Raw genomic sequence first — 21,243 nt, 5'->3', positions numbered from 1 at the left:
GCAACGTAAGTTGCCTTTTTTAATGTTTTCTCCCTCTCCCCGTGGGAGAGGGCCGGGGTGAGGGCATCAGGCCGCAGAGCCCCGCTTTTGCCCGGTGGCGCTTCGCTTACCGGGCCTACAATCAGCCTGGGAAAATGCGGCAGATAATGAATGTAGGCCGGGTAAGGCGCAGCCGCCACCCGGCTTTCTTTTAGCGCTTCTCCCACCCGTTCGCCTGCGCCGTAAACCCTAACGCCTGCATAAACGCCGCCATTACGCCGCGATCCTCCACGCCCACGTCGGCCATCCACCAGGAGGTCACGCTCGGGTTTTCGCGGATCACCTCTTCAATCAAATACTGCCCGACCCCGCGACGACGGGTCACGTCGCGCACGCGCAGGGAGTCCAGCGCCCCTTCCGTGCCGCTCAGCGTTACGCGGACGGCGGCCAGCAGGCGCTCGTTAAAGCGCGCGGCATAGATGCGGTGGTTCTCATCGACGGCCAGCGATGAAGAAGAATATTCCGGCCAGATCTTGCCCAGGTCGATATGATCCTGGTCGCTAAAGGTCACCAGACGCACGATAGTCAGTTTCATTAGCTGCTTGTCCAAATCAAAAAGAGTACGGCCAGTGTACTCAATTTAATTGCTCAGGCACTTTCTCTTTTTCTTCCCATTTACCAGGTGATTAGTTTTTTGGCAACGCGATGGGCAGTTTGAAAACACATGGATCGAAAAATAAGCAGAATTTTAACCTGAAGGGTAGTGATTTATTCGGCGCTTTGTACCGTTATTTTATGCTGCAAACTGCGCTTTTATTTGTTTATCTCCGTCTGATTTCAGAATATTATCTTTGCTTAATCGCCTGAAAAATAGAGATATTAGTCTGGTTTTTGTTAAAAACCTGCGCTAAACCATTAAAGGCACTGGTAAAAATAGCGTTGTTCATTAAAAGTACAGAATGCTTTTTAACCATAATAAAACAAAATATATACATCACTTCACGAATGGGGATTCTGAGATGAAAAGGAACGCGAAGACGTTAATCGCGGGGATGGTCGCACTGTCGATCTCGCATGCCGCTATGGCAGACGACATTAAAGTTGCGGTAGTGGGTGCGATGTCCGGCCCCGTTGCCCAGTGGGGCGATATGGAGTTCAACGGCGCGCGTCAGGCCATCAAAGATATCAATGCTAAAGGCGGCATCAAAGGCGACAAGCTGGTGGGCGTGGAGTATGACGACGCCTGCGATCCAAAACAGGCCGTCGCTGTCGCTAACAAAATCGTTAACGACGGTATCCAGTACGTCATCGGGCACCTGTGTTCCTCCTCCACGCAGCCTGCGTCTGTTATCTACGAAGACGAAGGCATCCTGATGATCACCCCGGGCGCCACCAACCCGGAACTGACCCAGCGCGGTTACCAGCACATTATGCGTACCGCCGGTCTGGACTCCTCGCAGGGGCCAACCGCCGCCAAATACATCCTCGAAACCGTTAAGCCAAAGCGCATTGCCATCATTCATGACAAACAGCAGTACGGTGAAGGCCTGGCGCGCTCCGTACAGGACGGCCTGAAAAAAGGCGGGGCGAATATCGTCTTCTTCGACGGCATTACCGCCGGTGAGAAAGACTTCTCCGCGCTGATCGCCCGCCTGCAAAAAGAGAATATCGACTTCGTTTACTACGGCGGCTACTACCCGGAAATGGGGCAGATGTTGCGCCAGGCGCGCGCCACCGGTCTGAAAACCCAGTTTATGGGGCCTGAGGGCGTCGGTAATGCCTCCCTGTCGAACATCGCGGGCGATTCTGCCGAAGGCATGCTGGTGACGATGCCAAAACGCTATGACCAGGATCCGGCGAATAAAGCTATCGTGGATGCGCTCAAGGCACAGAAGAAAGATCCGAGTGGCCCATACGTCTGGATCACCTACGCGGCCGTGCAGTCGCTGGCCACGGCCATGGATCGCACCGGCAGCAAAGAGCCGCTGGATCTGGTGAAAGATTTAAAAGCACACGGGGCGAACACCGTGATTGGGCCGCTGAACTGGGATGAGAAAGGCGATCTGAAGGGATTTGAATTTGGTGTCTTTAAGTGGCACGCCGACGGTTCGTCCTCGGTCGCCAGATAATAATCCCACCGCCCGGTTTACCGGGCGGATATAAAAAGGTTTGCATATGTCCGAGCAGTTTCTCTACTTTTTGCAGCAGATGTTTAACGGCGTCACGCTGGGAAGCACCTACGCGCTGATCGCCATCGGCTACACGATGGTTTACGGCATTATCGGCATGATTAACTTCGCCCACGGCGAGGTGTACATGATCGGTAGCTATGTCTCCTTTATGATCATCGCCGCGCTGATGATGATGGGCATCGACAGCAGCTGGTTGCTGGTGGCCGCCGGGTTTGTCGGCGCGATTGTGATTGCCAGCGCCTACGGCTGGAGCATCGAACGGGTGGCCTACCGGCCGGTGCGCAGCTCCAAGCGCCTTATTGCGCTGATCTCCGCCATCGGTATGTCCATCTTCCTGCAAAACTACGTCAGCCTGACAGAAGGTTCGCGTGACGTGGCGCTGCCAAGCCTGTTTAACGGCCAGTGGATTGTGGGGGCCAGCGAAAACTTCTCTGCCTCTGTCACCACCATGCAGCTGGTTATCTGGATTGTGACCTTCCTGGCGATGCTGGCCCTGACCGTTTTCATCCGCTACTCCCGCATGGGACGCGCCTGCCGCGCCTGCGCGGAAGACCTGAAGATGGCGAGCTTGCTCGGGATCAACACCGACCGCGTGATTGCCCTGACCTTCGTGATCGGTGCGGCGATGGCGGCGGTGGCGGGCGTGTTGCTCGGCCAGTTCTACGGCGTAATCAACCCGTACATCGGCTTTATGGCCGGGATGAAAGCCTTCACCGCCGCGGTACTGGGCGGTATCGGCAGCATTCCGGGCGCGATGATTGGCGGCCTGATTTTGGGCGTGGCCGAAGCGCTCTCCTCGGCGTACCTGAGCACCGAATATAAAGATGTGGTCTCGTTTGCCCTGCTGATTCTGGTTCTGCTGGTGATGCCTACCGGTATTCTGGGCCGTCCGGAGGTAGAGAAAGTATGAAACCGATGCATTTTGCGATGGCGCTGCTTTCTGCCGCCATGTTCTTCGTCCTGGCGGGCGTCTTTATGGGCGTCCAGTTAGGGCTGGACGGCACTAAGCTGGTGGTCGACACCGCCGCTGATATCCGCTGGCAGTGGGTGTTTATCGGTACTGGCGTGGTGTTCCTGTTCCAGCTGCTGCGTCCGCTGTTCCAGAAGACGCTGAAGAACGTCTCCGGGCCGAAATTCGTCCTGCCGGCGATCGACGGTACAACCGTGAAGCAGAAGCTGTTCCTTGTGGCGCTGCTGGTGGCTGCCGTGGCGTGGCCGTTTATGGTATCGCGCGGGACGGTGGATATTGCCACCCTGACCATGATCTACGTGATTCTGGGTCTGGGCCTGAACGTGGTGGTGGGGCTGTCTGGCCTGCTGGTGCTGGGCTACGGCGGGTTCTACGCCATCGGCGCCTACACCTTCGCGCTGCTGAACCATTATTACGGCCTCGGCTTCTGGACCTGTTTGCCGCTGGCGGGGCTGGTCTCTGCCGCCGCGGGCTTCCTGCTCGGCTTCCCGGTGCTGCGCCTGCGCGGTGACTACCTGGCGATTGTGACCTTAGGCTTCGGCGAAATCGTCCGTATCCTGCTGCTCAACAATACCGAAGTGACCGGCGGTCCGAACGGCATCAGCCAGATCCCGAAACCGACCTTCTTCGGCCTGGAGTTCAGCCGTACCGCCCGCGAAGGCGGCTGGGATACCTTCAGCAACTTCTTTGGCATCAAATACGACCCGTCCGACCGCGTGATCTGGCTCTACCTGGTGGCGCTGCTGCTGGTGGTGATTACCCTGTTTGTGATCAACCGTCTGCTGCGCATGCCGCTGGGCCGCGCATGGGAAGCGCTGCGTGAGGATGAGATCGCCTGCCGCTCCCTGGGCCTGAATCCGACCCGTATCAAGCTGACCGCGTTTACCATCAGCGCCGCGTTTGCCGGTTTCGCCGGAACGCTGTTTGCCGCGCGTCAGGGCTTCGTCAGCCCGGAATCGTTCACCTTTGCCGAATCGGCCTTCGTGCTGGCGATTGTGGTGCTCGGCGGGATGGGTTCCCAGTTCGCCGTGATCCTCGCGGCCATTCTGCTGGTGGTCTCGCGCGAGCTGATGCGCGACTTTAACGAATACAGCATGCTGATGCTGGGTGGCTTGATGGTGCTGATGATGATCTGGCGTCCGCAGGGCTTGCTGCCGATGACGCGTCCACAGCTGAAGCTTAAGAGCGCGGAAGCGAAAGGAGAGCAGGCATGAGTCAGCCATTATTATCCGTTAACGGTCTGATGATGCGTTTTGGTGGCCTGCTGGCGGTCAACAACGTGAATCTGGATCTGCATAAGAAAGAGATTGTCTCCCTGATTGGCCCGAACGGCGCAGGGAAAACCACAGTATTCAACTGCCTGACCGGTTTTTACAAGCCGACAGGTGGCACCATCATGCTGCGCGACCAGCACCTCGAAGGGCTACCGGGCCAGCAGATTGCCCGCATGGGCGTGGTGCGTACCTTCCAGCACGTGCGTCTGTTCCGGGAGATGACGGTGATTGAGAACCTGCTGGTGGCGCAACATCAGCAGCTCAAAACCGGCCTCTTTTCCGGCCTGCTGAAAACCCCGGCCTTCCGCCGCGCGCAGGAGGAGGCGCTCGATCGCGCCGCCACCTGGCTCGACCGTATCGGCCTGCTCCAGCACGCCAACCGTCAGGCGAGCAACCTCGCCTACGGTGACCAGCGTCGCCTTGAGATCGTGCGCTGCATGGTGACCCAGCCGGAGATCCTGATGCTCGACGAACCGGCGGCGGGCCTTAACCCGAAAGAGACCAAAGAGCTGGACGAGCTGATTGCCGAGCTTCGCGATCATCACGACACCACCATCCTGCTGATTGAGCATGACATGAAGCTGGTGATGGGCATTTCGGACCGTATCTACGTGGTTAACCAGGGCACGCCGCTGGCGAACGGCACGCCGGAAGAGATCCGCAGCAACCCGGACGTGATCCGCGCATACCTTGGTGAGGCATAAGATGGAAAAAGCGATGTTAACGTTCGACAAGGTCAATGCGCACTACGGCAAGATCCAGGCGCTGCACGACGTCAGCCTGCACATCAATCAGGGCGAGATCGTCACCCTGATTGGCGCCAACGGCGCGGGGAAAACCACGCTGCTCGGCACCCTGTGCGGCGATCCGCGCGCCACCAGCGGGCGGATTGTGTTTGACGGCAAAGATATTACCGACTGGCAGACGGCTAAAATTATGCGTGAAGCGGTAGCGATCGTCCCGGAAGGGCGTCGCGTGTTCTCGCGCATGACGGTCGAAGAGAACCTGGCGATGGGCGGTTTCTTCGCCCACCGGGATGAATACCAGACCCGCATCAAATGGGTATACGAACTCTTCCCGCGCCTGTGGGAGCGGCGAATTCAGCGCGCGGGCACCATGTCCGGCGGGGAGCAACAGATGCTGGCGATTGGCCGCGCGCTGATGAGCCAGCCGCGTCTGCTGCTGCTGGATGAACCGTCGCTCGGGCTGGCGCCTATCATCATTCAGCAGATTTTCGACACCATCGAGCAGTTGCGCAAAGAGGGGATGACCATCTTCCTCGTCGAGCAGAACGCCAACCAGGCGCTGAAGCTCGCTGACCGTGGCTACGTGCTGGAGAACGGCCGCGTGGTGCTCTCCGATACCGGCGATGCGCTGCTGGCGAACGAAGCGGTGCGGAGCGCGTATTTGGGCGGCTAAGCCGTCTGTATCGCCCGGTGGCGCTGCGCTTACCGGGCCTACGGATACCATGTAGGCCGGGTAAGGCGAAGCCGCCACCCGGCTTTTTTTCATATTAACCCCTTCACACAACCATCATCCCTCTGACGCCTGGCTGTCACCTATCTGTAAACAAACAGTTATTTTTCTGTCATTCGAGCATGTCATGTTACCTCGCGAGCACAAAACGCGTGATATCGCGCATCCGGCATAATAAGAGAGATGACAATGACATCGTTACGACACACAGCTTTGGGTCTGGCAATCGGTCTGGCTTTTGCGGCGAACGCAATGGCTGTGACCACCATTCCGTTCTGGCATTCTATGGAAGGGGAGTTGGGTAAAGAGGTTGACTCCCTGGCGCAACGTTTCAACGACACCCACCCGGATTACAAAATTGTGCCGGTGTACAAAGGCAACTACGAGCAGAGCCTGAGCGCGGGCATCGCCGCCTTCCGTACCGGCAATGCGCCAGCCCTGTTACAGGTTTATGAAGTCGGCACCGCGACCATGATGGCCTCCAAAGCCATCAAGCCGGTCTATGAAGTGTTCAAAGACGCGGGCATCAACTTTGACGAATCCCAGTTTGTGCCGACCGTCTCCGGTTACTACACCGATTCCAAAACCGGCCACCTGCTGTCCCAACCGTTTAACAGCTCCACGCCGGTGCTGTACTACAACAAAGATGCCTTCAAAAAAGCCGGTTTAGATCCGGAACAGCCGCCAAAAACCTGGCAGGATCTGGCGGAGTACACCGCGAAGCTGAAAGCGGCGGGGATGAAGTGCGGCTACGCCAGCGGCTGGCAGGGCTGGATCCAGATTGAAAACTTCAGCGCCTGGCACGGCCTGCCGGTTGCCACCAAAAACAACGGCTTCGATGGCACCGACGCGGTTCTGGAATTTAACAAGCCGGAGCAGGTGAAGCACATCGCGCTGCTGGCCGATCTGAACAAGAAGGGCGACTTCAGCTATTTCGGGCGCAAAGACGAATCCACCGAGAAGTTCTACAACGGTGACTGCGCCATTACTACCGCGTCTTCCGGTTCGCTGGCGGACATCCGTCACTACGCCAAATTCAACTACGGCGTGGGCATGATGCCGTACGACGCTGATGTAAAAGGCGCGCCGCAGAACGCCATCATCGGCGGGGCGAGCCTGTGGGTGATGCAGGGTAAAGACAACGGCACCTACAAAGGCGTGGCCGAGTTCCTCGACTTCCTGGCGAAGCCGGAAAACGCCGCCGAGTGGCACCAGAAGACCGGCTACCTGCCGATCACCAAAGCCGCGTACGACCTGACCCGGGAGCAGGGCTTCTACAGCAAGAACCCGGGCGCGGACATCGCGACGCGTCAGATGCTGAACAAGCCGCCGTTGCCGTTCACCAAAGGCCTGCGTCTGGGCAACATGCCGCAGATCCGCACCATCGTTGATGAAGAGCTGGAAAGCGTCTGGACCGGGAAGAAAACGCCTCAGCAGGCGCTGGATTCAGCGGTAGAGCGCGGCAACCAACTGTTACGCCGCTTTGAGCAGTCGACGAAATCGTAATTAAAACCTTACCCCTCACCCTAACCCTCTCCCCATAGGGGAGAGGGGACTGCACGGAGCCGTCTTTTCTCCCTCGCCCCTATGGGGAGAGGGCCGGGGTGAGGGGCGAAAACCTACTTGAGCTAACCTATGTCATCATCCCGTCCGGTGTTCCGTTCCCGCTGGCTGCCGTACCTGCTGGTCGCGCCGCAGCTGGTCATCACCGTTATCTTCTTTATCTGGCCTGCGGGCGAAGCGCTGTGGTACTCGGTACAAAGCGTCGATCCGTTCGGGCTTTCCAGCCAGTTTGTCGGGCTGGACAACTTTACCGCGCTGTTCCATGACAGCTACTACCTGGACTCCTTCTGGACGACGATCAAATTCAGCGCGCTGGTCACCGTCAGCGGTCTTGTCGCGTCGCTGTTCTTCGCCGCGCTGGTGGATTACGTAGTGCGCGGCAGCCGTCTGTATCAGACCCTGATGCTGCTGCCTTACGCTGTGGCTCCCGCCGTGGCCGCCGTGCTGTGGATCTTCCTGTTTAACCCGGGGCGCGGGCTGATTACCCACTTCCTGGGCGAGTTTGGCTATGACTGGAACCACGCCCAGAACAGCGGTCAGGCCATGTTCCTGGTGGTGTTCGCCTCGGTGTGGAAGCAGATCAGCTACAACTTCCTGTTTTTCTTCGCCGCGCTACAGTCTATCCCGCGTTCGCTGGTGGAGGCCGCCGCGATTGACGGCGCAGGGCCAGTGCGCCGCTTCTTCCGGCTGTCGCTGCCGCTGATCGCCCCGGTGAGTTTCTTCCTGCTGGTGGTAAACCTGGTGTACGCCTTCTTCGACACCTTCCCGGTGATCGATGCCGCCACTGCGGGCGGTCCGGTACAGGCGACGACCACGCTGATTTATAAAATTTACCGCGAAGGCTTTGCCGGGCTTGATCTCTCTGCCTCTGCCGCCCAGTCCGTGGTGCTGATGTTCCTCGTCATCATCCTCACGGTGGTGCAGTTCCGCTATGTCGAAAGTAAGGTGCGCTACCAATGATTGAGAACCGTCGCGGGCTGACGATTTTCAGCCATACCCTGCTGATCCTGGGCATCCTCGTCATCCTGTTTCCACTGTACGTGGCCTTCGTCGCCGCCACGCTGGACACCAAAGCGGTGTTCGACACGCCGATGACGCTCGTCCCCGGCGGGCATCTTTTCGAGAACATGAAAACTATCTGGACCCAGGGCGTGGGGGCCAACAGCGCGCCGTTCTGGCTGATGATGCTCAACAGTTTCATCATGGCGTTCGGCATCACCGTCGGCAAAATCACGGTGTCGATGCTTTCGGCCTTCGCCATCGTCTGGTTCCGCTTTCCGCTGCGTAACCTGTTTTTCTGGATGATTTTCATCACTCTGATGCTGCCGGTAGAGGTGCGTATCTTCCCGACGGTGGAGGTGATCGCCAACCTGAAGATGCTCGACAGCTACGCGGGCTTAACCCTGCCGCTGATGGCCTCGGCGACCGCCACCTTCCTGTTCCGCCAGTTCTTTATGACCCTGCCGGATGAGCTGATTGAAGCCGCGCGTATTGACGGCGCCTCGCCGATGCGCTTCTTCCGCGACATCGTGCTGCCGCTGTCGAAAACCAACCTTGCGGCGCTGTTTGTGATCACCTTTATCTACGGCTGGAACCAGTACCTGTGGCCGCTGCTGATCGTTCAGGACGTCAACCTCGGCACCGCCGTGGCAGGCATCAAAGGCATGATCGCCACCGGCGAAGGCACCACCCTCTGGAACCAGGTGATGGCGGCGATGCTACTCACCCTTATCCCACCCGTAGTCATTGTTTTAGCCATGCAGCGCGCGTTTGTCCGCGGCCTGGTCGATAGCGAGAAATAAGATGGCAGGTTTAAAATTACAGGCAGTTACCAAAAGCTGGGACGGTAAAACCCAGGTCATTCAGCCGCTGACGCTCGACGTGGCGGACGGGGAATTTATCGTCATGGTCGGCCCGTCCGGCTGCGGAAAATCCACCCTGCTGCGTATGGTGGCCGGGCTGGAGCGTGTGACGTCCGGGGATATCTGGATTGACCGCCAGCGCGTTACCGAGATGGAACCCAAAGATCGCGGCATCGCGATGGTATTCCAGAACTACGCCCTCTATCCGCACATGAGCGTGGAAGAGAACATGGCCTGGGGGCTGAAAATTCGCGGTATGGGCAAAGGCCATATCGAGGAGCGCGTGAAAGAGGCCGCGCGCATTCTGGAGCTGGACGGCCTGCTCAAGCGTCGCCCGCGCGAGCTCTCCGGCGGCCAGCGCCAGCGCGTGGCGATGGGGCGCGCCATCGTGCGCGATCCGGCGGTATTTCTGTTCGACGAACCGCTGTCAAACCTTGACGCCAAACTGCGCGTGCAGATGCGTCTTGAGCTACAGCAGCTGCATCGGCGGCTGGGAACCACGTCCCTCTATGTGACCCACGATCAGGTTGAAGCCATGACCCTCGCCCAGCGCGTGATGGTGATGAACAAAGGCATCGCCGAGCAGATTGGCACCCCAGTGGAGGTATACGAAAAACCGGCCAGCCGTTTTGTGGCGAGCTTTATCGGCAGCCCGGCGATGAACCTGCTGGACGGGCGGATCAATGCGGCGGGAACCCACTTCGAGCTGGAAAGCGGGATGGCGTTGCCGATCAACTGGTACTATCGTGGCTACGCCGGGCGTAAGATGACGCTTGGTATCCGCCCCGAACATATTGGTTTGACGTCTCAGGCGGACGGCGGCGTGCCGCTGGTGATGGACACGCTGGAGATGCTGGGCGCAGACAACCTGGCGCACGGACGCTGGGGCGAACAAAAGCTGGTGGTGCGCCTGCCGCATCAGGAGCGCCCGAAGGCAGGCAGCACGCTGTGGCTGCATATGCCGGAAAATCACCTGCACTTATTTGACGGTGAAACAGGACAACGAGTATGAGCAACTGGCCTTACCCCCACATTGTCGCCCACCGTGGCGGCGGTAAACTGGCGCCGGAAAACACCCTGGCGGCAATTGACGCTGGCGCACGCTACGGCCACACGATGATCGAGTTCGATGCCAAGCTGTCGAAGGACGGCGAAATTTTCCTGCTGCATGACGACAACCTTGAACGCACCAGCAACGGCTGGGGCGTGGCGGGCAAACTGCCGTGGCGCGATCTGCTGAAGGTGGACGCCGGAAGCTGGTTCAGTGGTGAATTCAAAGGCGAACCATTGCCGCTGCTGGCGGAAGTGGCGGACCGCTGCCGACAGCACGGCATGATGGCTAACATCGAAATCAAACCGACCACCGGCACCGGGCCGCTGACGGGCAAAGTCATCGCGCTGGCCGCGCGTGAGCTGTGGGAAGGGATGACGGTACCGCTGCTGTCGTCGTTTGACATCGACGCGCTGGAAGCGGCACAGGCGGCCGTACCAGAGCTGCCGCGCGGGCTGCTGCTGGATGAGTGGCGAGAAGACTGGCGCGCGCTGACTGCCCGCTTAGGTTGCGTGTCGATCCACCTCAACCATAAGCTGCTGGATGAAGCGCGCGTGATGCTGTTAAAAGAGGCCGGTCTGCATATCCTGGTCTACACCGTCAACAAACCCCAGCGTGCAGCCGAGCTGCTGCGCTGGGGCGTGGACAGCATCTGTACCGATGCGATTGACCAGATCGGGCCGAACTTTATTTATTAAGCATACTGCCGTTCTGCTGGGTCGGCAGCATATGCTGCTGACCGCTGCTTTGCGACACCCCGCCCCTTAACATCCCACCGTTTGAGTTTGACAGCGGCTGCTCGCGCATCTGGCCCTGCTGCACGCGCTGGGTATTAGCGTTCATCTGGTTTTGCAGGTGCTGCTGCTGCACCTGGGTCTGCGTCTTTAACTGCTGATTAAGCATCCCTTTCTGCTGCTGTTGCTGGCTCATCATCTCCGTCTGCATACGCTGCTGGCTCGGAATGACATAGCCCTGCTGGTTCGGGTTGTTCAGCGTGTTTATCGGCTGTGCGAGCGCGGCGAACGGAAGCAGCGCGATCAGGATCGGTAATCGTTTCATGGTTATCTCCTCCTTTGAGGCTTCTCTTAAGTTTATCCTGATTCCGGCATAACGATGATTTTTTAAGAGTTGTGAACCAGGCTTAAGCGGGGAATATAGGCCCCTTCACCTGGAGAACAATAATGATGAAACCAACCTTTTTGCGCTGGGTCGCCATCGCTGCGCTGATGGCAGGCGGCACATTTACCGTGGCGGCCAACCCGCCCGCCGCTCCTCCGGTCTCTTACGGCGTGGAGGAGGATGTTTTTCATCCCGTGCGGGCGACGCATGGCATGGTGGCCTCGGTTGACGCGCTGGCAACTCAGGTGGGCGTCGATATTCTTAAACAGGGCGGAAACGCGGTGGATGCGGCGGTCGCGGTCGGGTACGCGCTGGCGGTGACGCATCCACAGGCGGGGAACCTGGGCGGCGGCGGGTTTATGATGCTGCGCACGAAAGACGGTAAAACTACGGCCATCGACTTCCGTGAGATGGCACCGAATCAGGCCTCCCGCGATATGTTCCTCGACGATCAGGGCAATCCGGACAGTAAAAAATCCCTGACCTCGCACCTTGCCTCCGGCACGCCGGGCACCGTTGCGGGGTTCTCGCTGGCGCTGGAAAAATACGGCACGCTGCCGCTGAATAAAGTGGTGCAGCCTGCCATCAGGCTGGCGCGCGACGGCTTCGTTGTCAACGACGCGCTGGCGGACGACCTCAAAACCTACGGCAGCGAAGTTATTCCCAATCATGAAAACAGCAAGGCTATCTTCTGGAAAGACGGCGAGCCGCTGAAGAAGGGCGATAAGCTGGTGCAGAAGAACCTCGCAAAAAGTCTCGAACTGATTGCCGAAAACGGTCCGGACGCCTTCTATAAGGGGCCGATTGCCGATCAGATTGCCGATGAGATGCAGAAGAACGGCGGGCTGATCACCAAAGCGGATCTGGCGGAATATAAGGCGGTGGAGCGCGAGCCGATCAGCGGCACCTATCGCGGCTACGAGGTCTTCTCCATGCCGCCGCCGTCCTCCGGGGGCATTCACATTGTGCAGATCCTCAATATTCTGGAAAACTTCGATATGCACAAGTTCGGCTTCGGTAGTGCCGATGCCATGCAGGTGATGGCGGAGGCGGAAAAGCGCGCCTACGCGGACCGCTCGGAATACCTTGGCGATCCGGATTTCGTGAAGGTGCCGTGGCAGGCGCTGACCAACAAAGCCTATGCCAAATCGATTGCCGATGAGATCGACATCAACAAGGCTAAACCGTCCAGCGAGATCCGCCCGGGCAAGCTGGCGCCGTATGAAAGTAACCAGACCACCCACTTCTCGGTCGTGGACAAAGACGGAAACGCGGTGGCGGTGACATACACGCTCAACACCACCTTCGGCACCGGGATTGTGGCGGGCAACAGCGGTATTTTGCTGAACAACGAGATGGATGACTTCTCGGCCAAGCCGGGCGTGCCGAACGTCTACGGGCTGGTCGGCGGCGATGCAAATGCGGTCGGGCCGAAGAAGCGCCCGCTGTCGTCCATGTCGCCCACCATCGTGGTGAAAGACGGCAAAACCTGGCTGGTGACCGGCAGCCCGGGCGGGAGCCGGATTATCACCACCGTGCTGCAAATGGTAGTGAACAGCATCGACTTTGGGATGAACGTCGCCGAAGCGACCAATGCGCCGCGTTTCCATCACCAGTGGCTGCCGGACGAGTTGCGCGTGGAGAAGGGCTTTAGCCCGGATACCCTCAAGCTGCTTGAGCAGCGCGGGCAGAAGGTGGCGGTGAAGGAGGCGATGGGCAGCACCCAGAGCATTATGGTCGGGCCGGACGGGGCACTGTTTGGCGCGTCGGATCCGCGGTCGGTGGATGATTTAACGGCGGGGTATTGAGGGCTCCCCTCACCCTAACCCTCTCCCCATAGGGGAGAGGGGATTGCACGGTGCGGTCTTTTCTCCCTCGCCCCTTCGGGGAGAGGGTCGGGGTGAGGGGTTACTTCATCCGCGCCATATAATACGCGTCCACGTACTCGCCGTTGCGCAGGGCGTAGCGCCTGCCGGTGCCTTCAATCTCAAACCCGTGCTTTTTGTACACCGCGATTGCCGGTGCGTTATCGACAAACACCGTTAACTCGATGCGGTCGACGCGCAGCCAGTTGTCGCACATATCAATCATGGTGCGTATCAGCGCGCTGGCGACGCCCCGGTTTTGCCACTGCGCACCCACACAAATTCCAAAATCGGCAACGTGGCTGCGGCGCGGACGCTGGGCTACGGCAATGCACAGATGCCCGGCGACGGTATCATCAATACAGGCGACAAGCTGCTTGATACCAGGCTGATCGGTTAGCCGGTCATGCCACATCTGCTCTGAAGGATGAGGAACCTGTAGCGTGTTGTGGTACACCTCCGGCTGGGCGTGGATCTGACGAATGGCGTCGTAATCTTTCGGTTCAGCGTGGCGTATCACTATCTCACTCATTCCTTGTTCCTCAGTCAGTTAAAAGTCCCTTCCAACATCAGTGACTTTAAAAGTTGAGTCAATCGCTATTTTTTGCAAAAAGTGTTGGACAAGTGCGAATGAGAATGATTATTATTGCTCTGCATTCAGGAAGACCTCCTACGGGAACCTGAAAGCACGACATTGCTCACATTGCTTCCAGTATTACTTTAGCCAGCTTCTCGCTGGCTTTTTTTTTGATATGGTTAGACTCAGTAACCTTCCAAAAGGACTGAGCCATGACACTACATTGTGCATTTATTGGATTTGGCAAAAGCACCACGCGTTACCACCTTCCGTATGTTCTTAACCGAAAAGAGACCTGGCACGTGGCCCATATCTATCGGCGCCGCGCGAAGCCAGAAGAGCAGTCTCCGCAGTATTCCCATATTCATTTCACCAGCGATCTTGATGAAGTGTTAAATGATCCGCAGGTGAAGCTGGTGGTGGTCTGTACCCACGCCGATAGCCACTTTGACTACGCGAAACGCGCGCTGGAAGCGGGTAAAAACGTGCTGGTGGAAAAACCGTTCACCCCGACCATCGCCGAAGCGAAGGAACTCTTTGCGCTGGCGAAAAGCAAAGGCCTGACCGTCACGCCGTACCAGAACCGTCGCTTTGACAGCTGCTTCCTGACGGCAAAAAAGGCAATCGAAAGCGGCAAGCTCGGCGAGATCGTTGAAATCGAAAGCCACTTCGATTACTACCGCCCTGTGGCAGAAACCAAACCCGGCCTGCCGCAGGACGGTTCGTTCTACGGTCTGGGCGTACACACCATGGACCAGATCATCTCCCTGTTTGGCCGCCCGGACCACGTGGCGTACGACATCCGCAGCCTGCGCAATAAGGCCAATCCGGACGATACCTTCGAAGCACAGCTGTTCTACGGCGATCTCAAAGCCATCGTCAAAACCAGTCATCTGGTGAAAATCGACTACCCGAAATTTATCGTTCACGGCAAGAAAGGCTCCTTTATCAAGTACGGTATTGACCAGCAGGAGACCAGCCTGAAGGCCAACATCATGCCGGGCGAACCGGGCTTTGCGGCAGATGATTCCGTGGGCGTGCTGGAGTACGTGAACGACGAGGGCCTGACGGTCAGGGAAGAGCTGAAGCCGGAAACGGGCGATTATGGACGCGTCTACGATGCGCTGTATGAAACCCTTTCCAGCGGCACGCCGAATTACGTCAAGGAATCTGACGTTCTGACGAACCTGGAAATCCTTGAAAGGGCCTTCGAACAGGCTTCCCCTGCCACGGTAACCCTCGCCAGATAAGCAAAAATGGCTCCTTTGTGCTTGTTCTAAATTTTTGAACAGAGGAGTCAATTTTCACCCTCTATGATCCCTGAGCGTTTGCGTCCACACTTACTCCATCGAAACGAACTGAGGGTGAAAACAATGATCTACTTACGCAAAGCAAACGAACGTGGTCACGCGAATCATGGCTGGCTGGACTCATGGCATTCATTCTCGTTTGCCGACTACTACGACCCGAACTTCATGGGCTTCTCCGCGCTGCGCGTCATTAACGACGACGTGATTGATGCAGGCCAGGGCTTCGGTACCCACCCGCATAAGGACATGGAAATCCTGACCTATGTGCTGGAAGGGGCGGTTGAGCACCAGGACAGCATGGGCAATAAAGAGCAGGTTCCGGCGGGCGAGTTCCAGATTATGAGCGCGGGGACCGGGGTGCGTCACTCTGAGTACAACCCGAGCAAAACGGAAAAACTGCACCTGTATCAAATCTGGATCATTCCAGAAGAGACCGGCATCACGCCACGCTACGAACAGCGCCGCTTCGATGCGAAACAGGGTAAACAGCTGGTGCTCTCCCCGGATGCGCGTGAAGGTTCCCTGAAAGTGCATCAGGATATGGAGCTGTACCGCTGGGCGCTGGCGAAAGATGAACAGTCTGTGCACCAGATCGCCGCCAACCGCCGCGTGTGGATCCAGGTGGTGAAAGGCGAGGTGTCCATCAACGGCACCAAAGCCACCACCGCCGATGGCCTGGCAGTCTGGGATGAGCAGGCGCTCTCCGTGCATGCCGACAGCGAAAGTGAAATTCTGCTGTTTGATCTGCCGCCGGTCTAAATAATTTCTCAACCTTCCCTTTAAACGGGGAAGGTTGAGCTTTGTCCGTGATAAACTGAGCAAATCTCTCACTTCAAGATTTCTCAGGACGATGAAAAAGAAACGCCCCGTACTTCAGGATGTCGCCGATCGCGTCGGTGTGACCAAAATGACGGTCAGCCGTTTTTTACGTAACCCGGAGCAGGTTTCCGTGGCGTTGCGTGGCAAGATTGCCGCCGCCCTTGATGAACTGGGTTATATCCCCAACCGCGCGCCCGATATTCTCTCTAATGCGACCAGCCGTGCGGTGGGCGTCCTGCTTCCTTCCTTAACCAACCAGGTTTTCGCTGAAGTGCTGCGTGGCATCGAAAGCGTGACCGATGCCTTTGGTTATCAGACCATGCTCGCCCACTATGGGTACAAGCCGGAAATGGAAGAGGAACGTCTTGAATCGATGCTTTCCTGGAATATTGACGGCCTGATTTTAACGGAACGTACTCACACCCCGCGCACGCTGAAAATGATTGAAGTGGCAGGCATTCCGGTGGTGGAGCTGATGGACAGCCAGTCGCCGTGCCTCGACATCGCCGTGGGGTTCGATAACTTTGAAGCGGCGCGTCAGATGACGGCGGCGATCATCGCCCGCGGTCATCGCCATGTGGCCTATCTGGGTGCGCGTCTGGATGAACGTACTATCATCAAACAGAAGGGATACGAGCAGGCGATGCTCGACGCCGGTTTAACCCCGTACAGCGTGATGGTGGAGCAATCTTCCTCTTATACGTCGGGTATTGAGCTGATGCGTCAGGCGCGACGCGAGTATCCGCAACTGGACGGTATTTTCTGTACCAACGATGACCTTGCGGTCGGCGCCGCGTTTGAATGTCAGCGTCTGGGTTTAAAAATCCCGGATGATATGGCGATTGCCGGTTTCCACGGCCACGACATTGGCCAGGTGATGGAGCCGCGTCTGGCAAGCGTCCTGACCCCGCGTGAACGCATGGGCCGCATTGGTGCAGAACGCCTGCTGGCGCGCATTCGTGGTGAGGCAGTTACCCCTAAAATGTTAGATTTAGGTTTCACCTTGTCACCGGGTGGATCTATTTAATCCGACAAATTTGAAGTAGCTCACACTTATTCACTTCGCGCACGTTTGGATATTGCTTCTCTTATGCCCCGGCAGGACAATGTTACCGATAACTGTTACCCGTAACAATTGACTGAGGGACACCCTTTGAGCACGACTAATCACGATCACCACGTTTACGTCCTGATGGGCGTGTCCGGTAGCGGTAAATCTGCCGTGGCGAGCGAAGTGGCGCATCAACTCCAGGCTGCGTTTCTTGATGGTGACTTCCTCCATCCGCGCAGCAACATCATGAAAATGGCTTCCGGCGAGCCGCTGAATGACGACGACCGCAAACCCTGGTTGCAGGCGCTGAATGATGCCGCGTTCGCGATGCAGCGCACCAATAAAGTCTCCCTGATAGTCTGTTCCGCGCTGAAAAAAACCTATCGCGACCTGCTGCGCGATGGCAACCCGAACCTCTCTTTCATCTACCTGAAAGGCGATTTCGGGGTAATTGAAAGCCGCCTGAAGGCGCGTAAAGGCCACTTCTTCAAAACCCAGATGCTGGTAACGCAGTTCGAAGCGTTGCAGGAGCCGGGGGCTGACGAACAGGATGTCTTAGTGGTTGATATCGATCAGCCGCTGGAAGGTGTTGTTGCCAGCACCATCGAGGTTATTAATAAAAGGCAGTAAGTTTTGAGTACATTAACGCTAGTTTTGACAGCAGTGGGTTCCGTATTGCTGCTGCTGTTTTTAGTGATGAAGGCACGTATGCACGCCTTCGTTGCTTTGATGGTGGTTTCTATTGGTGCCGGTCTCTTTTCCGGAATGCCGCTCGACAAAATTGCGGCGACGATGGAAAAAGGGATGGGCGGCACGCTCGGCTTCCTGGCCATCGTAGTCGCGCTCGGCGCGATGTTTGGCAAGATTTTGCACGAGACGGGCGCGGTCGATCAGATTGCCGTCAAGATGCTGAAATCCTTCGGACACAGCCGTGCGCACTACGCGATTGGTCTGGCTGGTCTGATTTGCGCGCTGCCGCTGTTCTTTGAAGTGGCGGTGGTGCTGCTGATTAGCGTGGCGTTCTCCATGGCACGCCATACCGGTACCAACCTCGTGAAGCTGGTCATTCCGCTGTTTGCGGGCGTGGCGGCGGCGGCGGCGTTTCTGCTGCCGGGGCCTGCGCCGATGCTGCTGGCCTCCCAGATGCATGCTGACTTTGGCTGGATGATCCTGATTGGCCTGTGTGCGGCGATCCCGGGGATGATTATCGCCGGTCCGCTGTGGGGCAACTTCATTAGCCGTTACGTTGAGCTGCACATTCCGGATGACATCTCCGAGCCGCACCTGGGCGAGGGCAAAATGCCGTCCTTCGGCTTCAGTCTGTCACTGATCCTGCTGCCGCTGGTGCTGGTGGGCCTGAAAACCATCGCTGCGCGTTTTGTGCCGGTGGGGTCAACCGCTTACGAATGGTTCGAATTTATTGGCCATCCGTTCACTGCGATCCTGGTGGCGTGTCTGGTCGCGATTTACGGGCTGGCGATGCGTCAGGGCATGCCAAAAGATCGCGTGATGGAGATATGCGGTGCCGCGCTACAACCGGCGGGGATTATTCTGCTGGTGATCGGGGCGGGCGGCGTGTTCAAGCAGGTGCTGGTGGATTCCGGCGTTGGCCCGGCGCTGGGCGAAGCGCTGACCGGAATGGGCCTGCCGATTGCGGTCACCTGCTTCGTGCTGGCCGCGGCGGTGCGTATCATTCAGGGCTCCGCGACCGTGGCGTGCTTAACCGCGGTGGGGCTGGTGATGCCGGTGATTGAACAGCTGAACTACTCCGGCGCGCAGATGGCGGCGCTCTCTATCTGTATCGCGGGCGGTTCGATTGTGGTTTCTCACGTGAACGACGCAGGCTTCTGGCTGTTCGGTAAATTTACCGGCGCAACCGAAGCGCAAACCCTCAAAACCTGGACGCTGATGGAAACCATCCTCGGCACGACGGGTGCGGTTGTCGGGATGATTGCGTTTACGCTGCTGAGCTAACGAGACCGTATTTTGTCGGGTGGCGGCTTCGCCTTACCCGACCTACAAAAAAATCAGGTCCCGTAGGCCGGGTAAGCGTAAGCGCCACCCGGCTTTTTTACATCTTCACCCTTTCATCCATGCCCGGATCCCATCCAGGAACATCTGCGTCGCCATCATCACCAGAATCAGCCCCATCAGGCGCTCAAGGGCGTTCACCCCTTTCTCGCCCAGCAGGCGCAGGAACAGCGACGACTGCAACAGGATAATAAATGTCCCGCCCCAGGCGATCAGCAGGGCAATGACAAGGTGGCTCATCTGATTCGGATACTGATGCGACAACAGCATCAGCGTTGCCAGAATCGTTGGCCCGGCAACCAGCGGAATCGCCAGCGGCACGATAAACGGTTCTTCACCCGCAGGCAGGCTGCTGCTGCTGCCTTCCGCGCTCGGGAAAATCATCTTTATGGCAATCAGGAACAAAATGATCCCGCCGGAAATGGAGACCGTTTCGGCGCGTAAGTTCAGGAAAGCGAGGATTTTTTCACCGGCGAACAGGAAGATAAACATCACCAGCAGGGCGATGAGCAGCTCGCGGATCATGATCGCCCGACGGCGCTTCGGCTCGGTGTGCTTCAGCACCGACATGAAGATCGGCAGATTACCGAGCGGATCCATAATCAGGATCAATAAAACCGCTGCGGAAATGATTTCACTCATCTTAAATTATCCCTGATACTTATTGTGGTCATTGCGATGATTAGCACTTTTTCTGATTGCCGGGCAATCATCGATTAATTTCGCTTGCGACTTTGGCAGCATTTTGTAATGTGAAGCATATCCCAGTTCAATACTGGCTTGCACAATCAGCACACACCCCTTGCAGGAAAAAAATGCTATGAAAAACGTTGGTTTTATCGGCTGGCGCGGTATGGTCGGCTCTGTACTCATGCAACGCATGGTTGAAGAGCGCGATTTCGACGCCATCCGCCCGGTCTTCTTCTCCACTTCCCAGCTCGGCCAGGCTGCACCGTCCTTTGGTGGTACCACAGGCACGTTGCAGGATGCTTACGATCTGGAAGCGCTGAAGGCACTCGACATTATTGTGACCTGCCAGGGCGGCGATTATACCAACGAAATTTATCCGAAGCTGCGTGAAAGCGGCTGGCAGGGCTACTGGATTGACGCGGCCTCTTCGCTGCGTATGAAAGACGATGCCATCATCATTCTCGACCCGGTTAACCAGGATGTCATCACCGACGGCCTGAACAACGGCGTGAAAACGTTTGTTGGCGGTAACTGCACCGTCAGCCTGATGCTGATGTCCCTCGGCGGCCTGTTCGCACAGGATCTGGTGGAGTGGGTCTCCGTAGCGACCTACCAGGCGGCGTCCGGCGGCGGCGCGCGTCATATGCGCGAGCTGCTGACCCAGATGGGCCAGCTGCACCAGAGCGTCGCGACCGAGCTGGCAAACCCGGCGTCCGCGATCCTCGATATCGAGCGTAAAGTCACTCAGCTCACCCGCAGTGGCGAATTGCCGGTGGATAACTTTGGCGTACCGCTGGCCGGCGGCCTGATCCCATGGATCGACAAACAGCTGGATAACGGCCAGACCCGCGAAGAGTGGAAGGGCCAGGCTGAGACCAACAAAATCCTCGCCACCGCGAACACCATTCCGGTTGACGGTCTGTGCGTGCGTATCGGCGCGCTGCGCTGCCACAGCCAGGCTTTCACCATTAAACTGAAAAAAGATGTGTCTATTCCGACCGTGGAAGAGCTGCTGGCCGCGCACAACCCGTGGGCGAAAGTGGTGCCAAACGATCGCGATATCACCATGCGCGAACTGACCCCGGCAGCCGTTACCGGCACGCTGACCACCCCGGTTGGCCGCCTGCGCAAGCTGAACATGGGACCGGAGTACCTCTCCGCGTTCACCGTTGGCGACCAGCTTCTGTGGGGTGCCGCCGAGCCGCTGCGCCGCATGCTGCGCCAGCTGGCGTAATAATTTGTTAAACACCGGGGGTGAATGTCACCCCCTTTTTTTGCGTACTACATGGAGTAAAACGCAGATGTCTTATTTTTTATCAGGAGGGCCCACGACGTTGGCTATGCTTTAAGGAAGATTTATTTCTCACCTGAGGGTAGGGCGGAGCAGAGAGGATTAACTGCACCGTTTAGGTCA

At 57.7% G+C, this 21,243-nt stretch carries 21 protein-coding genes; 17 read left to right on the top strand and 4 right to left on the bottom strand.

Features of this window, described 5'->3' with window-relative positions; all coding sequences use genetic code 11:
- Nucleotides 1-190 precede the first annotated feature (190 nt).
- Nucleotides 191-574, bottom strand: coding sequence for an aspartate 1-decarboxylase autocleavage activator PanM (gene panM, locus ACOTX2_RS15650; RefSeq protein WP_022649664.1), 384 nt, complete (start codon nt 572-574; stop codon nt 191-193).
- Nucleotides 575-998: 424 nt separating this feature from the next.
- Between panM and livK the strand changes: the two genes are divergently transcribed.
- The 10 genes from livK (at nt 999) to ugpQ (ending at nt 11,065) form a co-directional block, all read left to right on the top strand.
- The gene (gene livK / locus ACOTX2_RS15645; protein ID WP_063148119.1) at nt 999-2,108 is read left to right on the top strand and encodes a high-affinity branched-chain amino acid ABC transporter substrate-binding protein LivK; all 1,110 of its coding nucleotides are present in this window, start codon (nt 999-1,001) and stop codon (nt 2,106-2,108) included.
- 46 nt (nt 2,109-2,154) lie between these two features.
- Nucleotides 2,155-3,081 (top strand): high-affinity branched-chain amino acid ABC transporter permease LivH, encoded by a 927-nt coding sequence (livH, locus tag ACOTX2_RS15640; RefSeq protein WP_022649662.1) that lies wholly within the window; start codon nt 2,155-2,157, stop codon nt 3,079-3,081.
- Nucleotides 3,078-4,355, top strand: coding sequence for a high-affinity branched-chain amino acid ABC transporter permease LivM (locus ACOTX2_RS15635; RefSeq protein WP_045622187.1), 1,278 nt, complete (start codon nt 3,078-3,080; stop codon nt 4,353-4,355). The genes livH and ACOTX2_RS15635 overlap by 4 nt, the downstream gene beginning before the upstream one ends.
- The gene (livG, locus tag ACOTX2_RS15630; protein ID WP_022649661.1) at nt 4,352-5,119 is read left to right on the top strand and encodes a high-affinity branched-chain amino acid ABC transporter ATP-binding protein LivG; all 768 of its coding nucleotides are present in this window, start codon (nt 4,352-4,354) and stop codon (nt 5,117-5,119) included. Before ACOTX2_RS15635 ends, livG begins: the two co-directional genes overlap by 4 nt.
- A 1-nt stretch (nt 5,120) precedes the next feature.
- Nucleotides 5,121-5,834: a high-affinity branched-chain amino acid ABC transporter ATP-binding protein LivF gene (livF, locus tag ACOTX2_RS15625; protein ID WP_023298801.1), complete on the top strand. Its 714-nt coding sequence runs from the start codon at nt 5,121-5,123 to the stop codon at nt 5,832-5,834.
- A 246-nt stretch (nt 5,835-6,080) separates the two neighbouring features.
- Complete coding sequence (ugpB, locus tag ACOTX2_RS15620; protein ID WP_032626829.1) at nt 6,081-7,397, top strand: sn-glycerol-3-phosphate ABC transporter substrate-binding protein UgpB; 1,317 nt, start codon at nt 6,081-6,083, stop codon at nt 7,395-7,397.
- 129 nt (nt 7,398-7,526) lie between these two features.
- On the top strand, nt 7,527-8,414 hold the full coding sequence (gene ugpA / locus ACOTX2_RS15615; RefSeq protein ID WP_003861551.1) for a sn-glycerol-3-phosphate ABC transporter permease UgpA: 888 nt from the start codon (nt 7,527-7,529) through the stop codon (nt 8,412-8,414).
- Nucleotides 8,411-9,256 (top strand): sn-glycerol-3-phosphate ABC transporter permease UgpE, encoded by an 846-nt coding sequence (gene ugpE, locus ACOTX2_RS15610; protein WP_023298800.1) that lies wholly within the window; start codon nt 8,411-8,413, stop codon nt 9,254-9,256. The genes ugpA and ugpE overlap by 4 nt, the downstream gene beginning before the upstream one ends.
- Nucleotide 9,257: 1 nt before the next feature.
- Nucleotides 9,258-10,328 (top strand): sn-glycerol-3-phosphate import ATP-binding protein UgpC, encoded by a 1,071-nt coding sequence (locus ACOTX2_RS15605; RefSeq protein WP_003861554.1) that lies wholly within the window; start codon nt 9,258-9,260, stop codon nt 10,326-10,328.
- On the top strand, nt 10,325-11,065 hold the full coding sequence (gene ugpQ, locus ACOTX2_RS15600) for a glycerophosphodiester phosphodiesterase (RefSeq protein WP_063148120.1): 741 nt from the start codon (nt 10,325-10,327) through the stop codon (nt 11,063-11,065). Before ACOTX2_RS15605 ends, ugpQ begins: the two co-directional genes overlap by 4 nt.
- Here the strand turns inward: ugpQ and ACOTX2_RS15595 are convergent.
- On the bottom strand, nt 11,055-11,426 hold the full coding sequence (locus ACOTX2_RS15595; protein ID WP_022649654.1) for a DUF2756 family protein: 372 nt from the start codon (nt 11,424-11,426) through the stop codon (nt 11,055-11,057). The genes ugpQ and ACOTX2_RS15595 overlap by 11 nt on opposite strands.
- A 122-nt stretch (nt 11,427-11,548) precedes the next feature.
- On the opposite strand from ACOTX2_RS15595, the gene ggt reads away from it, so the two are divergent.
- Complete coding sequence (gene ggt, locus ACOTX2_RS15590) at nt 11,549-13,294, top strand: gamma-glutamyltransferase (RefSeq protein WP_072201895.1); 1,746 nt, start codon at nt 11,549-11,551, stop codon at nt 13,292-13,294.
- 100 nt (nt 13,295-13,394) lie between these two features.
- Here ggt and yhhY read toward each other — a convergent pair whose 3' ends face one another.
- Entirely contained in the window at nt 13,395-13,883 is a 489-nt protein-coding gene (gene yhhY, locus ACOTX2_RS15585; RefSeq protein WP_023298796.1) for an N-acetyltransferase, read from the bottom strand.
- Between the two features lie 257 nt (nt 13,884-14,140).
- Between yhhY and ACOTX2_RS15580 the strand changes: the two genes are divergently transcribed.
- From ACOTX2_RS15580 to gntU, 5 genes are all read left to right on the top strand, one after another.
- Nucleotides 14,141-15,178 (top strand): oxidoreductase, encoded by a 1,038-nt coding sequence (locus ACOTX2_RS15580; RefSeq protein WP_022649651.1) that lies wholly within the window; start codon nt 14,141-14,143, stop codon nt 15,176-15,178.
- 123 nt (nt 15,179-15,301) lie between these two features.
- Nucleotides 15,302-15,997, top strand: coding sequence for a pirin family protein (locus tag ACOTX2_RS15575; protein ID WP_003861565.1), 696 nt, complete (start codon nt 15,302-15,304; stop codon nt 15,995-15,997).
- Nucleotides 15,998-16,088: 91 nt separating this feature from the next.
- The gene (gene gntR, locus ACOTX2_RS15570; protein ID WP_063148121.1) at nt 16,089-17,084 is read left to right on the top strand and encodes a gluconate operon transcriptional repressor GntR; all 996 of its coding nucleotides are present in this window, start codon (nt 16,089-16,091) and stop codon (nt 17,082-17,084) included.
- A gap of 126 nt (nt 17,085-17,210) precedes the next feature.
- Entirely contained in the window at nt 17,211-17,738 is a 528-nt protein-coding gene (gene gntK, locus ACOTX2_RS15565; protein ID WP_003861569.1) for a gluconokinase, read from the top strand.
- 3 nt (nt 17,739-17,741) lie between these two features.
- Nucleotides 17,742-19,082, top strand: coding sequence for a gluconate transporter (gene gntU, locus ACOTX2_RS15560; RefSeq protein ID WP_017693851.1), 1,341 nt, complete (start codon nt 17,742-17,744; stop codon nt 19,080-19,082).
- A gap of 105 nt (nt 19,083-19,187) precedes the next feature.
- On the opposite strand, the gene ACOTX2_RS15555 is transcribed toward gntU, so the two are convergent.
- Nucleotides 19,188-19,781 carry a YhgN family NAAT transporter gene (locus ACOTX2_RS15555; RefSeq protein WP_119916334.1) on the bottom strand — a complete coding sequence of 198 codons (594 nt, stop codon included), beginning with the start codon at nt 19,779-19,781 and terminating at the stop codon, nt 19,188-19,190.
- 178 nt (nt 19,782-19,959) lie between these two features.
- On the opposite strand from ACOTX2_RS15555, the gene asd reads away from it, so the two are divergent.
- Nucleotides 19,960-21,063, top strand: a complete 1,104-nt coding sequence (gene asd, locus ACOTX2_RS15550; protein ID WP_022649649.1) for an aspartate-semialdehyde dehydrogenase — start codon at nt 19,960-19,962, stop codon at nt 21,061-21,063.
- Nucleotides 21,064-21,243 lie beyond the last annotated feature (180 nt).

The sequence above is a fragment of the Enterobacter cloacae complex sp. IR5412 genome (assembly GCF_049237385.1).
GTDB lineage: Bacteria > Pseudomonadota > Gammaproteobacteria > Enterobacterales > Enterobacteriaceae > Enterobacter > Enterobacter intestinihominis.
This window is presented reverse-complemented; position numbering and strand designations above follow the sequence as displayed.

Bases quoted from the DNA above. Each gene is read 5' to 3' on its own strand.
- panM (WP_022649664.1), bottom strand. From the start codon at position 574: ATGAAACTGACTATCGTGCGTCTGGTGACCTTTAGCGACCAGGATCAT.
- livK (WP_063148119.1), top strand. From the start codon at position 999: ATGAAAAGGAACGCGAAGACGTTAATCGCGGGGATGGTCGCACTGTCG.
- livH (WP_022649662.1), top strand. From the start codon at position 2,155: ATGTCCGAGCAGTTTCTCTACTTTTTGCAGCAGATGTTTAACGGCGTC.
- ACOTX2_RS15635 (WP_045622187.1), top strand. From the start codon at position 3,078: ATGAAACCGATGCATTTTGCGATGGCGCTGCTTTCTGCCGCCATGTTC.
- livG (WP_022649661.1), top strand. From the start codon at position 4,352: ATGAGTCAGCCATTATTATCCGTTAACGGTCTGATGATGCGTTTTGGT.
- livF (WP_023298801.1), top strand. From the start codon at position 5,121: ATGGAAAAAGCGATGTTAACGTTCGACAAGGTCAATGCGCACTACGGC.
- ugpB (WP_032626829.1), top strand. From the start codon at position 6,081: ATGACATCGTTACGACACACAGCTTTGGGTCTGGCAATCGGTCTGGCT.
- ugpA (WP_003861551.1), top strand. From the start codon at position 7,527: ATGTCATCATCCCGTCCGGTGTTCCGTTCCCGCTGGCTGCCGTACCTG.
- ugpE (WP_023298800.1), top strand. From the start codon at position 8,411: ATGATTGAGAACCGTCGCGGGCTGACGATTTTCAGCCATACCCTGCTG.
- ACOTX2_RS15605 (WP_003861554.1), top strand. From the start codon at position 9,258: ATGGCAGGTTTAAAATTACAGGCAGTTACCAAAAGCTGGGACGGTAAA.
- ugpQ (WP_063148120.1), top strand. From the start codon at position 10,325: ATGAGCAACTGGCCTTACCCCCACATTGTCGCCCACCGTGGCGGCGGT.
- ACOTX2_RS15595 (WP_022649654.1), bottom strand. From the start codon at position 11,426: ATGAAACGATTACCGATCCTGATCGCGCTGCTTCCGTTCGCCGCGCTC.
- ggt (WP_072201895.1), top strand. From the start codon at position 11,549: ATGATGAAACCAACCTTTTTGCGCTGGGTCGCCATCGCTGCGCTGATG.
- yhhY (WP_023298796.1), bottom strand. From the start codon at position 13,883: ATGAGTGAGATAGTGATACGCCACGCTGAACCGAAAGATTACGACGCC.
- ACOTX2_RS15580 (WP_022649651.1), top strand. From the start codon at position 14,141: ATGACACTACATTGTGCATTTATTGGATTTGGCAAAAGCACCACGCGT.
- ACOTX2_RS15575 (WP_003861565.1), top strand. From the start codon at position 15,302: ATGATCTACTTACGCAAAGCAAACGAACGTGGTCACGCGAATCATGGC.
- gntR (WP_063148121.1), top strand. From the start codon at position 16,089: ATGAAAAAGAAACGCCCCGTACTTCAGGATGTCGCCGATCGCGTCGGT.
- ACOTX2_RS15555 (WP_119916334.1), bottom strand. From the start codon at position 19,781: ATGAGTGAAATCATTTCCGCAGCGGTTTTATTGATCCTGATTATGGAT.
- asd (WP_022649649.1), top strand. From the start codon at position 19,960: ATGAAAAACGTTGGTTTTATCGGCTGGCGCGGTATGGTCGGCTCTGTA.